Consider the following 15,761-nt stretch of genomic DNA (forward strand, 5'->3'; position numbering starts at 1 on the left):
AGCCTTTTAAGTGGACTTACAAAGGCAAACCGTTATGTGATTGAAATACTGGCTTTATTTACGCCGCTCAGTACTAGTTCTTGAGTAACTTTGAATTTTCTAGCTAAATCGTCATATTCATATATAGTTTTCTTGCCGACACTATCTATCATCGTGTCGATTTGCAAGTCTTTCTTATATGTGTATGCAGTAGTTTGATAATTACTACCCTCGATTTGCTTTTTGACATTTGTCAGTCGCAGACGGCTATCATTAGCAGCCGTAGTGTAAGTATATTCAGTCGTAGTCCCATCGACATCTCTCGTTTTAGTATTCGGACTACCTGTATCGTATGTATACTCCAGATACGAACTATCAAAATTATCTACCCTGGTTAAACGATTGCGCGAATCGTAGTTGTAGCGAGTTGTCTGAGGAGCACTATTAACTATACTAGTTACCTCTTTAAGATTACCAGCAAGATCGTAAGCATTCGTCCGCAGGATATTACCTTTAGCCGTGCGATCGATCGCAGTGAGAACTTTTCCCAATCCGTCATAAGTAAATTCTTGCCCGTAACCATCGCTACTAATGACAGATTTTACCAATCCATCTACATAATATTGATAGTCGCTATAACCCAATCCATCAGCGTATGTTTCGCGATCGATCCAGTTGGTATTTGGTTTATAAGTATATTCAGTAGTTTTACCATTACCATCTGTTTTCGTGCTGACATTACCAGTATTATCTGGATAATAAGTAAGCGTTGAGATCGTGGTAGTAGTTGATGGAACGTTATCAGTCCCCTGCTTGACTTCTATTACTCGTCCAAAACCATCATATGTCGTGCTGGTAAAATATTTATCTGGATCGATGACTTTAGTTACTAAGCCATAAGGATTATCGTATTCAAACTTAGTAACATTTAAGCCACCAGTACCACGCTTAACCTCAGTAACATCCCCTTCTGAATTTAATGTATAGCTAGTAACTCGACCTTCTTCATCAGTCGATTCTATCAATTGACCAAAATTAGGATCGTATTTAAATAACTGACGAACGACATCACCTACAGCGATCGGATCGAACTGTAATTTAACATCGATCCCACTAAAAGCATCACCAATAATAATATCCTGTTTGAGATCGTTATTGGTATTTAAATTGGCAACAATTACACCCCGTGGAGCCGAAGTGCCCTTAGAAATTTGGGGTGCAGTACTAAACTTATAGCGATTGGTAGAATTGCCTAAGAATACTTTAACAGTTTGACTATCATTCGCTAGAACAACATCTTTTACAGTATCTCCATCAACATCAGCAACTGTAATATAACTGCGGAAACCATCGTTTCGAGTCAGATAATCAGAATCATATTGCGTACTAGTAATTGGATCGATTACCGTCAGACGATTGGAATTAACGATAATTTCATCTATACCATCGCCATTGAGATCGGCGGTTTTTAGATCGTTAATTAGCCCAGCATAATCGTAAGTTTGAACGATCGTCAGACCACCATTTGCATTAACGTCATAGATGTTAATCTTGGCATTATTACCATCGACAAAGCTCGATACAACTAATTGATTGCGACTATAGACTTCTCTAACTGCTAATAAACCAGGATAGTTCTGAGAGTTAAAGACTTTAAGTGCGCGGTTGGTGCGATCGTTATCATTAGCTCCTTTAAAATCACCAGTTCCATCGCCAGTCAACATATAGAGATGATAATTATTGGCACCACTCCAATCATCTGTAAATGGATTGACATAATTTGCAGCAGCCAGATCTTTTTTACCATCACCATTAAAGTCAACAGCTACGAGATCGGCAACTTCAAATTGAAAACTGCCAAAAATACTAGAGGGATTGATAACACTATTACTCTTGAATTCAAATCCTCCAAAACCATTGCCAGTAAAAATAGCAACGTTAGCAGTGTTTTTAGTGGTGAAGCTATTGAGGAATGGGTTTAAGAAAGTTCCCAAGTTAGTAGTAATCGACTCGCGATCGTACCCAATTGCAATATCTTGTTTACTATCACCATTAAAGTCATCTATTAATAGCTTTTTAACGTTTATCTTATCTGCATTTTTAACAACAAGCTTCTCTGCCAACTTCTGCTTCAACGAGAAAGATAGCAATGGATTGGCAGGTGCAACCGTTCCGTTAGAGACGAGTTCTCGAACATTAATTTGTCCGAGCTTGTCAGCAGTAACTAAGAATTTATTATTAATACTTACTGGCAATCCAGTTGTCGGATCGGTAGTTGGAACTGTATTATTGATATAGCCGATTTGAGCGATACCTGTAGGATTGACATATCGATCGGATTCATTGCCGTACAGTTTTAGATCGTCGTCAAAACTACTTAGCTTATCGCCATAAGCAATTTCAACTACTTGATTGCGCTCGTTATAACGATAAGATGTTTTATTACCAAACTCATCAGTACTTTGAATTAACGAACCACGTCGATCGTAAGCATTAGTTTGAGTAGTTTGTCCATCTGGTGCGGTAATTTTTAATGTCTGTCCGAACTTATTTAACTCAATTTTTGTGATATTACCTTCACCATCGATCGAGTTAATCGTTGGTTTAATGGTACTATTGGACACTAATGTCGATATCGCACTCCGCACGAAACTGTATAAATTGTCAGCAGAGAGAACATATCCGGGAACTGATGGAAGTACGGGATCGTAGAACCGAACTTCCGAGCCATCTTTGCGTTTAGCTCCTTTGACTCGATCGTATGCATCGTAAAAGTCTTCGCCTACATTACCGCGTTTGTCGATCGATTTTTCGATTAAATGTTTGCCATTATATTCCCACTTACTGACACTACCATCTGGATCGGTTATCTGAGTTAGATTTCCATCAACGTATTCAAATAAAGTAGATCTACCAGATGGATCTTTAATTTCGGTAATTCTGTTACCATCATTAATAAATGTAGTGGTTAGTGTAACAGGATCGATTATACTTGTGATAATGCCAGTTATTGGATCGTAGATATAAGTAGTAGTATTATTATGACGATCTTTAACGCTATCTAATTTACCATCACTTGTAAATTCATAAACACTACCATCTGTTAGAGTTCTTTGGAAACTACCATCGTCGCGCTCGATAAATTCAGAGGGATCTCCAGATGCAGATAGATATGTAATTTCATTAGCCAATGGATCGCGTTTACTAGCGTAAAATACTTGTTCGGTACCATTACCATCGATTAATAACAACGAGCTGCTAGCTAAGGTTTGTTTCTTAAAGATTTGTTGTAAGCCAGCTAAACCCCAGCCTGCGCCAAAGGGAGTATCGGCAGGATTGATATGAACAAAACTACCTAAAACCTGATTTTGAGATTGAATGGAGTCGAGATAACTAGCAGTCCTCAATCCCATAGTTAATCTATAATCATAAATACCCGTTTTTAGCCCAGTGCGATCGAATTGGATGGCAGCTTGAACGGGACTATCGGTAGGAGGTGTGTCGAAATTCCAAGTATTTGTCGCACCATAAATTGCAAATTCACCATTCTTGACGATGAGTTTGGCAACTAAACCGTCATGCAAACTACCTTTAAATGCTTTGTACTCAAAGTTAATTAGCTCGTAAGGGTTGGCACGAGTCGAGGAGTAACCGAGTTGAAGACTCCGATTGGCACCTAATGCTTGATAACCTTGAAGTTGATAGCTATCGGTAACTTTACCAGTTAATAAATTGGCTTCGGAGTTAATCGGCACGGTAGCCGCTGGCAGATCGAGAGTGGGAGTATAGTTGAAGGAGTTATCGTCGGGCGATTGTTGGGCGATGGGGGTGGGCACGTAGTAATACCAACCAGTATTGGTAATACCACCGCTAACGGTATCGATGAGTTTGCCATCGGTACTGACTTTGCCACTGCCAACTTTAACTACGGCACCTGTATTGGGGTCGATTTTCCATAGATCCATCTCCGTTCCTGGTGCGACGGCAAAGTCGTTAGCAACTGTCAGACGTGCGGGTGCGGTTAACTGCGTACCGCCCAAAGTTACGGCTACGATCTGTTGTGGGGTGCCAGTTGTAAATAGTTCATCCGGAACGAGTGCGGGGATGACAGATCCAATCCCAATTCCAGCAAATGTGGTGGGCAATTGCAGCGATACTTTGGGGAGGTTGCTATTAGTGACTGTGGTACCGCTAATTTGAGTGGCACTAGTATCGATAGTCGGTGCGTAGATAATCGCAGCGATTTGGTTATCAGCACCTGCATATAGTTGATGTCCCAAGAGTAGGGATAATTGTTGGGCGACACCGTTAATTTTGACAGTGGTGGGAGTGTTATCGAGGAGTGTCAATGCAAAGCTACCATCGGCATTCGTAGTAGTCTGCACCCCACCGATTTCGACGATTGCTCCAGCCAGAGCCGTAGTTGTGTCCCGATTGACTTTCCCCGATAGTCGGGTAGTAGTAACCGTGTCGGGGATAACATTGAGGGTAACAGTCTCACTAGTAGTGAGATTTCCCTGTTTGGCAATTAATTTAAATGTGTAGGTACCTAACTGGTCGGGTCTTGGGGTAAATTGGAGGGTATTATCGCCAGTGAGTGTACCTGTAGGCAGTGGATCTTTACTATCGACAGAGATTGTAATCGGTGCCCCATTGGGATCTAACGCGATTAGGGGAATGCTGAATACTTGTCCCGGCTTGAGATTTATTGTTCCTAGTGCTTGGAGCGTGGGTGCCACATCCTGTGCGCCTGCGAGGAAGACAGCTTTGAGTGGTAATCGCGCTAAACTCGGATCGTCAAATATTACTCGAACGATGGCAGATGTTTCATCGTTTAATAATCCACCAATGCCGATCGCTTGTTGGAGATTAATATAGGGAATGGCTGCACCCGTTTCACCAGACTTGGTAACTAGAGAAATTCCGGCTGGTAAGTCTGGGAAAAGTACGGCTAAATTCCGTGGGAGCGGAGTAATACCAGTATTTTGAACTTGGAGATCGGCGATATATTTACCTGTACTGCTATCGACACGAGCGTTAGTCAGGATTAATTTGGCATCTGTGGTAGGAGTATAGCTAGTTAAGTCGATTGCGGTACCGATAGTAGCGCGATTTGGCACTCGATCGAGTAAAGTACCTGTAGGATTGGGCGAACTAACGCTAGCGATATTCCTAATATCGATAATACCGCTAGCATCATTGTCAGTATTAATTAACTGGAAGACTAGTTCGGCGTTATTAACATTAGTCAGACTGCCGAGGTCGATCTTGACTTTTTGACCATTATAGGTAACCAATCCGGTGGCGTATTCGGCGGTTTTACCCGTAAGTGAGAATAGGGAGGTGCCGCGTTCGCCCCGATCGAGTATTGTCTGACGGGTGGTAGGATCGATTAGATAAACGGCAAATCGATCGCCGATAATTGAAGTGCGATCTGTTAAATCGAAGGCTGGATTGATGTCGAATGAAACGAACTGAGTTTTGCCTGGAGTTCGATTCCCCAGAGGGGACGCTTCGCGAACGATTTCAATCGATTTTGTCATCTGAGTGACTAATCCCGTCCCTTCAAGGAGCGTAATCCCCGATGGTGTCGTCCGCACGGTACCGATTTTAGTCGGAGTGGGGTTGCTCGGCTGTTTTCCTGTAGCAACAAAGCCATAATTACCGCCGAGTAATTGCAGATCTAAAGCGTTAATTACGCCATCGCGATTGAGATCGAATTTGGTGTCGAATGGTTGAGTAAAAGCATTAGTTAATAGTTGCGAATCGATGCCATCGACTTTACTATCGCCATTAATATCGCCAATAACTCGTAAGTCGTAACTCGTAACTCGTAATAGGGGATTGGAAATATCTAAGAGGTTGATTCCAGCTTTATCGACGGCAAAAATTCGATAATTTCCTCTGGTATAAACAGGATTGATGCCATTAATTTGGCTGGTACCTTCCCCTTCTACGCCAATCAGTAGCGTCTGACTGGTGATGGTATTGAGTTCGGATTGTTGGACGTTAAATGAGTAGGTTTGAGTGGCTGCGGTAGTAGTGGTAAGCGGATTACCATTGAGATTCGCAATTCCCAGTAAATTAGCCTCGATCGGACGGGTGGTACCTGTAGTAGAATCGATAACCACGCTAGTATCGCCGACGATCGCTTGTAATTGTCCGGTAGCATCGTAACCAAAGGATTGGACTTTACCCGTGGCGTTATTGCGTAAGGATACGAGCTGCCCTTGGGTGTCATACTCATACGTCAATTGAGTGCCGTCGGGTGCGGTAATTTCGGTAATTTTGCCAGCTTTGTCTTTGACGAACCCAACAAATTGGGGGGAGAGAGGGGAAAGGGTAATTCCGCTATCGCTGTAGATTAATTTGGTGCCATTGGCGGCAATTTGCCCAACCAAACCTTGTTTAGAATCCAGAAGGTACTGAGTACCATCGGCAGCAGTTAGGGTATATTCAGTACCGTTAAAGCTACCATTGGCAGGGTTGTAGGCAGTTCCGGAAGTCAGTTCGTAGAACTTACCACCAGCGGATGTCAATTTAGCGTCAACCGATTGAAGGGTATAGTTTACACCAGCGTCAGCAATCCATTTAGGCGTATAGTAAACCGCACCAGTTATCTGCTGTCTGACAGGAGCGAAGGTAAATCCGACTCGTTCGCCTGTCGGGGTAGTTAAGTACAACCGAGTACCAGCTTCGAGGGGTGTCGGGTGTGGGGTGTCGGGTGTGGGGGTAAGATTCAGTTGGATATTACTATCGGTATTAAATGTCCATTTGCCCGTGTTTGTGTCGTAACGGCGGGTTTAGTTGCGGTATTTATTTCAATTTGGGATGTCGCAATGCTAGTACGTCCGCTAATATCGGTACCAGTTAAACGTAGTTCGTAGAAACCATTTTGGTAACTCGTAACTGGTAACTCGTAACTCGTAACTGTCGGATTATTACCGCTATTGAGAGTGCGATAATTATCGGTGCCGAGTTCGGCAATTTCGAGTTTCCATTCATCGAGATTGGTATCGGCAATCTTGGCGATAATCTGAGTATTGGCAGTCAGTTTGGCACTATTTAATCCCGATCCTAATTCGACGACTGGCGCGAGTGTATCGCGGACATCTTTAACTTTAATTACTCGATCGATCTTACTACTGCGACCATCGACATCGGTAGTGGTAATCTCTAAACTATGTCGGCCAGTTTGAGTAGATTTAAATTCAAAACTACCACCATTACGGGATGGATTATATTTAAAGGTATCGACTAAACTACCATCTACTTTTACCTGAATACTTGCAATATCGGCGATACTATCAGCCAGGGTATTGACAACTACTTTTTGGCCGGGGATGACGGGGAAACTAGGTGTGAGATCGACTGTAATTACCGGGGCAGCGATGCTAGTTTTAGCACTAATTACCACTGCTTTGAATGCAGTTAGCGTACCGTCGCTGACAGTAAATTTAACGGTATAGTCGCCTAATTGTCCGGGGTTGGGATTCCATTTAAATTCGCCCTTAGTGGCATCTAATGTCGCACCCGGTGGTAAGTCTTCGGCACTATAGACTAGTTGAGTCCCAATATCTAAATCGTTGCCGTTGACATTAAATTTGAGTTCGTTACCCAGAGTAGTCGCGCGGTTGGAAATACTCAGTGTCGGTTGTCTGTTGACGTTATCAATCAGGACATTGACATCTTTAGTATCCTGCGCGCCATAAGCATCGATGACGGCGAATTTAAACGTATATTCACCCGCCTGATTATAGTTAGGCGTCCAAGCAAATCTGCCAGTATTTTGGTCTAAATAAGTCCCAGTGGGAATCGGTAATGCGACACCATCTTTGGCAACACTTAGAATAGTATAAACTAGTGTATCGCGATCGACATCGCTACCTGCGAGGCTAAATTTGAGGAGGTCATTTTCTAACCCACGTTGGAGCGGTAACTGCGTGAGGATCGGATTGTGGTTGGTACGGTTGACAGTAAGATCGATCGTTTCATTACTTGTTTTGTTACCATCGCTAGTAGTAAACTCGATCCGATAAACACCTGCTTGTCCCGCTGTTGGTTGCCAACTAAATACGCCAGTGCGAGCGTTTAATACCGCACCTGTGGGCATGTTAGTAGCAGTATAATTGAGCCTGTCACCATCGAGATCGCTGGCAGTCAGTTGGAAGGTGAGAGTCGATTCTTCGGCAATCGATTTATTGCCGATAATATTCAGTAGCGGTGCGGTATTATTCGCACGCACGACTAGATTAAAGGTTTGGGTGTTACTGAGGGGTGTCGAGGCTGGGGTGTCGGGTGTGGGATTGCCGCTGTCGGTGACGGTGATGCTGATGGGATAGTTACCGATATCTGCCAGTGTAGGAGTCCACGAGAGGGTGGCTTTACCGTAGATGGCACTCGGTGTAATCGTTGCCCCGGCAGGCAAGCCGGAGGTGGTAAAGGTAAGGTTATCCTGGTTGGGATCTTTGGCTTGAATGGTAAATTCTAGCTTCTCGCCAACTACCGCTACGCTGTCGGGAATCGGTGCTAATTTGGGCGCATCGTTGGGTGCGTCGATTTGGATGACGAGGTTGGTAGTGTAACTATTGGCTTCACCCAAACTAATCGGGCGATTCTCAGTTGCCGTCAGATTGAGAACGTAGTTACCTGCATCTGTATTCTTGTCTGGTGTGAGTCGGATGATGCCAGTACCGTTACCGTTATCGATAAATATGGCAAAATCAGGGAGATTATAACCAGTTAACCCCGCAGCGGTGAGCGTCAAACTATCGCCATCAGCATCGTTAAATACCACGGGAATATCCACAACATCCCCGCGTCGGAGGGTGCGATTGGCAATCGGGGTAGCTGTTGGCAGACGATTGAAATTGACAACTTTAATCGGGACGATAGTGGTAGTAGTTTTTGGCTCGCCCGTACCATCGCCATCATCGGTTACTGTAAAGGTAATATCGTAGGTGCCAGCATCTAAGCGGCTAGGCGTCCATTTAAATTCAGTCGTAGCGGCATTGAAGGTGGCACCTGTAGGCAGATTGGCAACTGTATAAGTGAGGTTACCATCGATCGGGCGATCGGGATCGGTAGCCAGGGCATTAAAACTGAGGGTTTTCTCTGCCTGAATTTCCCAATTGCCTAATTTATCAAAAATCGGTGCGGCATTGACGTTGAGAACTTTAATCGCGCCGAGGGCGAAGGACTGATTGTTACCATCAGAAACGGTAAAGCCAACGTTATAGTCGCCTGCTTGAGTGTAGTCAGGCGTCCATTCAAATTCACCCGTATTTGGATTGAAAATTGCGCCAGTGGGGAGATATTTACTGCTATAAGTTAAGTTAGGGCTATCGGGATCGATCGTATTTAATTTAAATTTAACCGTCTCGCCTTCGCGGATGGTACGATCGACAGGACGTTGCAGATATGGAGCTTGGTTAGTCGCAGCAATGATAATATTCACCGTCTGGCTGACAGTTTCAATCCCATCGGAGACGAAGAATTCCACCCCATTATAAGTCCCCGCACTACCATCGCTCGGCGTCCAACTCAAAATATGAGTATCGGGATTAAATGTCGCACCACCAGGTAGTTTATTCGCCCAATATTGCAAGGTTTGACTGCTATCTAAATCGCTAGCATTCACCTTAATCTCTAACTTCTGTCCCTCAGCACCAGTAACAACAGTAGCCAACCCGGCAAACAGTGGACTATGATTGCCACCGCTGACATTCAGTCGATATGATTGCTCGCTATATACCCCCTGAGCATCATACACCCGCACACTAATCGGCGTATCCGCATTACTAGTCGCTGTCGGTAACCAATTAATTAAACCAGTGGTAGGATCGATCGACATCCCCGTCGGTGCGCTGGTTAATAAATAACCCAAATTAGTACTGGTATTAACAGACGTCGCCGCTAATTGATAGCGATAAACATCGCCAACTTTTGCCGTAGTAATCGGAGTCGAATTAATTAATGGCGATTGACTACCAGTGGGAATTGCATAAATACTAGCAGCAAAGTCAGCTTTAATCTTATCGGGGTTATCGATAGTTAACGTCCGACTGGTAATTTTCTGTCCGGCTTTAAGTTTCCCATCCGGTAAAGTCAAGCTCAAATCAATCAGATAATTACCATCTTGTTGGCGTCCGTCTAGTGGTTTGGCAGTTACCCCCAACTGCGGATCTAACATTAACAGTAGGGGTAAAGTGATATCGCGCTCGGTTTTGTTCTCTAAGCTGACGTCGTAAGAAATTGTCTGATTTAATCTGTCGGCGCGCGCGCTGCTAAATTTAAGATCGACGACGCTAGCAAAGTCGCCAAATACTGTAAAGTTATCTTGGTATGGAGTGGCTAAGTTTAAGCCTGCTTCGGATTTAACTCGGTCTGAGATTTTGAGTTGATAATTATCGGGAATTAAGGTGTTGAATTTAACGATCGCTACTTGTGCGCTAGCATCATAAGTAACCGATTGAATGTTAATATTACCGAGTCTGTCGCCGCTTAAGGTATAGTTATTCGGATTGACGACGGAGTTGGCAAATAGAGTCGCATTCGCGCGAGCATTACTCGCATTCATGGCTTCGTCGAAACTAATCCGAATCTCCGACTGCGGAAGGATGAGAGTAGATCCTGGTAGTGGATTGACTGCTAAGATCTGGGGTGGTAAGAGTGGTTTGATGACATCGATATGACTGCCTTGGGAGAGGTAAATCTTCCCGTCAGTGGTGATTTCGATATTCTCGCCGCGTTTGCCGCCGCTGGCGATAATTGTGGATTTAAATGTGTTGAGATCGATCGCAAATAATTTACCATCGTTACTGGAGGCAAATAAGATATTTTCGAGTTTACTACCTTTAATACCAAAGGCGATCGAATCGAGTGGATTATCCAAACTCACTATTACCTTAGCTTGTCCGGTACTGGGGTTAAACTTGAAGATATCGCCGCGTGTCGCCCAGGAGGTACCCCACAAACTACCATCATTAGCAAATGCTAAACTATCGACACGACTGTTGCTAAAATGTCTGAAAGTTTCCTTAATCGGATCGAAGATTTCGATCCCATCACCAGAAGATAGATACAGTAATCCCGTAGTCGGATTAATTGCTAAAGTTTGCGTAATGCCATCGCCAAATTGCTTGACAATTTGTCTGGTTTGAGGGTCGATTTGAATTAAGGCTCCACCGCCTGTTGTCGCCCAAATGGTACCGTTAGCATCTTGTGCTAAGTCGAAAATCGGCTCGGAGAGGGTGTTAATTAACCGTTTGGTGCCCAGTTTATCGATGGCATATAAGTCGCCGCGATTGGCTCCACCGCTGGCAAGGAAGGTACCATCGGCAAGTGACAGCAATGCGAGTGCGCCGATGCCAGCTTCACTAGTGGCGATATTCTTAACGAAGGTGCTGCTGGTAAACGGACGAATTACCTGCAAGAATTCGCTCGGTTTAGTAGTATTAACACTCGCGAGTAACTGTTGTTGCGCCTCAGTGAAAATCGGATTGGTAGTTATCGCAGGTGGTGTATTGTTACCGCCACCATTCGCAATGCCGCCGCCGCCAGTATTATCGTTCCCACTTAAGTCCCGCAGTAGTACTTGCTGCTCGATATTACCCGATTTGTCGGTAGATAGGGCGAGGAATTCGTAGGTGCGTCCGGCAATTCCGGTATATGTTGCTTGGGTGGTGGTAAGATCTTGCTGCCATACTTGGTAATCGGCACCGTCGATCGACACATAGACAGTAGTAGACTTAATACCAGAGCCAGTAGCATCGTCAACGCTCGTCCATTTAACCAGGTAATCGTTACCCGTCTTAGTAGTAGTTAAAGTCGTCGTCGGCGCGACGGCATCGATGGTACTCTTAATGGTTTGAGTATCGATCTAAACCTGCGGCTAATTTAATGATATTGTCGATACTAAACCGATGCAGTAAATGAGTTACAACCGATGAGATCGAAAGCTCGATGACAAACAAACCGATTGAAATACTTGGCTATCATGGTACCAGTCAAGAAAGAGCCGCAGCCATTCTCAGCACAGGTTTTCGGGCTAGCGATAACGACTACGATTGGTTGGGGACGGGGATATATTTTTTTCAAGATGCCCCGCTTAGAGCCAGACAATGGGCAACTCAACAACATCCTAAAGACCCTGCCGTTATCTGCTCCCGTATCCATCTAGATAATTGCATCGATCTGTTCGATATCGGCTGGCAACCCCTGCTCAAAAACGTCTATAATGCTTTTGTGGAGCAGTACCGCGATACAAAGCAACCTCTACCTAAACAAAACCCAGAACGCTCGAAAGCTCATCGTTTAGATTGTGCCTTTTTTAATTACAGCATTGAATTTATTGCCTTACAAACACAACAAATAAAAGCAGTAAGAGCAGCCTTCGTTGAAGGAGAACGCTTATTTCCTGACTCGGCAATTTTTGACTTAACACACGTCCAGATTGCCATCAGAGATCCAGAGCTAATTATTGAGTCTCAATTAATTGAAATTTGAGGAGTTAAGATGGCGATCGACATAGCTAAAGTTACAGAAATACTCGAACATCATTTTGCCACTGTTACACCTGAAGAGTTTCGTGCTAATTTAGATAAATTTTGTCCAGAATTGTTTGAAGAAGAGGAGGGCGAAAGTAATGGAAGTAAAAACAGTTCGCTCTCTGAAGAAAGCGATTTCGCACGGCGAACGCTACGCGATCGACTACAACCAGTAGAGCGACAGCTCGATCTACTCACCCACGACGAGATTTATCAAAAAGCTAAAGAAGATAGCAAAATAGAAATCGCTGCTAAACTTTTGCACAAAGGACTCAGCGTTAAAGAAGTTGCGGCTCTTCTCGAATTAGACATCAATTCGTTGGCGCAGCCTCTCTGACAAGAGAATCGCCTAATACTCGGATTGGCTCTGGCATTATTGAATTTGCGATCGATATTTATGGAGCTGTATTACTCGATCGTTGGTTCCCTCGATCGAGTTACCATGTTTACGATCTTGTTCGCGATCGAGTCTGCTAATATCGATCGAATATCAGATCTACTTTCTTTACTCCTTAATTATTGATGGAGAGGTTCCAGTATGTAGCTAAGGTAGACTGGAGTTGTGTTAGATAATTCGAGGTTGAATCGTGATTTGGAAGATAACTGCTATAGAATTGTTAGAACGATATGCTGCTGGGGAGCGTAACTTCAATGGGATTGAATTGATTCGCGACCCCCAAAGGAATATTTATGATGGTTCGGGGGAGATCCACGGGCTTGAAGGTGCTGATTTGCGAGGTATCAGCCTGCGTGGATCTAATTTGCGAGATGTTATATTAACTGATGCCGATCTAAGTGAAGCCGATCTCTTTGGTGCTTGTTTGTTTTGCGCCACTCTTGTAAACACTGTCTTGAAAGGAGCTAATCTTTATTCCGTTAGCTTGGTTCAAGCTGGTTGCGGAGGGGCTAATTTCGATGGAGCCGATCTGACTTTGGTCGATGCTACTAATACTTTATTTATTAATACTACTATTAACTACTTTAGTAATTCAGTTTTGGTTTGTGCTAATTTTAAAGGCTCCAGTATTTTCAAATCTGCTCTGTGTGGTATTCATACTGGTAATTTTTGCTGGCATACTACTATGCCCGATGGAACTATCTGCGATATCTCCGAATAAAGATGAAGATTTATCTTCATCTTCAGAATTGCTAGTCATGAGCGGATCGGGTTTCATACTATATTTTTGCTCTGATAGTATCAACAGCAGGGCTAGTTTGAGAACCTACATCTCTGCTCTCAATTATGTTCTGAATGTCTTCAGGAATATTAGAGAAGAAATTATAACCTGTTCTGCTTTCGATTTCATCAATATTGAATAATCCATACTGAACTCCATCAATTAAAGTTGGAAAATCTCGTTCCCAGAATTTATCTGGATCTCGACCAATTAATTGATTTGTAATTGGATCGAGAACCAAAGTATTAGGTAGATGAATACCAAAAGCAAGAGTATTTTGATTAACGTCGGCAATTCCCATGCCAGGACGATCTAAAATTAACACTACTTTCCAAACAGAGTTAGGAACACTGAGTCTTTGATTTGTATTTGAAGGCAACCAAAGATCGCCTCCATTTACTGTATCGGGAGCTTTTCCATCACGACCAGAAACAATATAAACTTCCTTACCTAGATCTGCTTGAACTCGTAAATACTTTTCCAACTCAGTCCATCGATCTGTATTATTTGGTTTATTCAATGGTTGAGGTAAAATATCACTACTTAAAAATGTTGAAAAATAGTCTTGTTTGGTACGATCCCGATGAGAGCGTGTCGTCATATGACCTTTGCTATAACTACTTGTATTTTTAATATCTCCATCATCAATAATATTATTAGTCAAGAAAGGTAAACGAGGGTCTCTAGGATAAGTTTTAGGGGTTACTGATTGTGGTGCTCCAAGCCAAGATTTATTTAATTTATAACTTACCCAATTTAAAGTCTTTAGCTCATCATTGTAAGACAAAGAGTATTGCGGTCTCTCAATCAGATAATTATTTCTAAAGGTATTGGGTTCCTGTGAAGGATTTAGTATTTCTGGACTGTTTCCAGGTAAACCACTATTTGGTGGTGGAGTATCTTGGCTTTTTCTAGCTTCTTGATGAAAATTGTTGCTAGGATCGCTAGGATCGGCAATTAATGATTGAGGATTACCAAATAATAAATGTTCGCTCTTAAAGAAAACGTTATCTAAATAGACTGTTTTACTTGCTTCAAATTCAACTTCAAATCTTAACGTCGCAACTTGACCACGAAGATAATTCGGAATATCAACCTGAAAAGTTTGAAATCCCTCTGTAGCAAAATCAATCTTGTTTGATTGAGCCTCAAACTGAGCAGGATTAATTCCACTTAGTAAGGTCGAGTCAAACTTCCGCAGATCGACGGCTGGATAATCGAACGTAAGTTTATTTTGAGATCTAATGCTTGGAAATACTCCTTGATACGCTGATGTTTTGAGTTCCGTATCGTTAATATAGACCTTAACAGTCCCAGTGCCAAGAACAGGAACAGAAGGGTAGCCAGTGTTATCATCAATAGCAGGATCGGGAACATGCAAGTCAAATCGTAAGGCACCCCAATCAGGCACTAAAAAGCGATTATGAGTAATACTGTCTCCCCCATTCAACTCGATCGCATAATTAGGCTGATAATCAGCCGCAGTAGAATCGATGCCTAGTTTTGAGAGATAACCCCCTGGAGCAGCAAAGGTCGGAATATCCTTCCAATCGACCAAACTCTGAGTCGAAGCAGCACCATCCTCCCAAGTTAGACCAGTATTATTACGGAAAGACCAACCCGCAACCGCAGTCGAGCCAAAGATTGGAGCTTGATTGCGTTGAAGCGAACTGTTTAAAGGATTGAGAGTAGCCGCTGGTGGCTCAAAACTCGCATCAAAATTGCCATTAAACAGTGTCGGTACCGCAAAATCACCACGAGAACGCGCCTGGAGTGTATTATCCCAACTTACAGGTACTTTAGGTACATTATTCACATTCGTGTTGGGACGTCTAGCCTTACTGCCACCCAACACAGAATAACCCCAACCCTGACCGCTACCCTCGCGATTGAACCAAGGTAAAGCAGCAGTAGCAGAGCCTAGCAAATTAGCAATATCCAGTTCGCCCAAACGATCGTAAATCGCAGTAATAGGATTACTAGTGCAGTGTCAAGATTAAAAATTAGGGTTACTTGGTTGCTTGCTAAAATGAGGAAAATTCCAAACAGAGGCAAG

The 15,761-nt window shown here is 43.2% G+C and carries 6 protein-coding genes; 3 read left to right on the top strand and 3 right to left on the bottom strand.

The window, feature by feature from the left end:
• Nucleotides 1–32: 32 nt before the first annotated feature.
• Complete coding sequence (locus C7B77_RS09205) at nt 33–6,662, bottom strand: dockerin type I domain-containing protein (RefSeq protein WP_106303185.1); 6,630 nt, start codon at nt 6,660–6,662, stop codon at nt 33–35.
• A gap of 56 nt (nt 6,663–6,718) precedes the next feature.
• Nucleotides 6,719–11,713: a putative Ig domain-containing protein gene (locus C7B77_RS09210; RefSeq protein ID WP_106303188.1), complete on the bottom strand. Its 4,995-nt coding sequence runs from the start codon at nt 11,711–11,713 to the stop codon at nt 6,719–6,721.
• 230 nt (nt 11,714–11,943) lie between these two features.
• On the opposite strand from C7B77_RS09210, the gene C7B77_RS09215 reads away from it, so the two are divergent.
• From C7B77_RS09215 to C7B77_RS09225, 3 genes are all read left to right on the top strand, one after another.
• Nucleotides 11,944–12,486, top strand: a complete 543-nt coding sequence (locus C7B77_RS09215; RefSeq protein WP_106303191.1) for a hypothetical protein — start codon at nt 11,944–11,946, stop codon at nt 12,484–12,486.
• A gap of 9 nt (nt 12,487–12,495) precedes the next feature.
• Nucleotides 12,496–12,864: a hypothetical protein gene (locus C7B77_RS09220; protein WP_106303193.1), complete on the top strand. Its 369-nt coding sequence runs from the start codon at nt 12,496–12,498 to the stop codon at nt 12,862–12,864.
• A 250-nt stretch (nt 12,865–13,114) separates the two neighbouring features.
• Nucleotides 13,115–13,645, top strand: a complete 531-nt coding sequence (locus C7B77_RS09225; RefSeq protein WP_181243780.1) for a pentapeptide repeat-containing protein — start codon at nt 13,115–13,117, stop codon at nt 13,643–13,645.
• A 58-nt stretch (nt 13,646–13,703) separates the two neighbouring features.
• Here C7B77_RS09225 and C7B77_RS09230 read toward each other — a convergent pair whose 3' ends face one another.
• Entirely contained in the window at nt 13,704–15,656 is a 1,953-nt protein-coding gene (locus C7B77_RS09230) for a DNA/RNA non-specific endonuclease (RefSeq protein WP_181243781.1), read from the bottom strand.
• Nucleotides 15,657–15,761: the final 105 nt, after the last annotated feature.

The organism is Chamaesiphon polymorphus CCALA 037 (assembly GCF_003003845.1).
In the GTDB taxonomy this organism is placed as follows: domain Bacteria; phylum Cyanobacteriota; class Cyanobacteriia; order Cyanobacteriales; family Chamaesiphonaceae; genus Chamaesiphon; species Chamaesiphon polymorphus.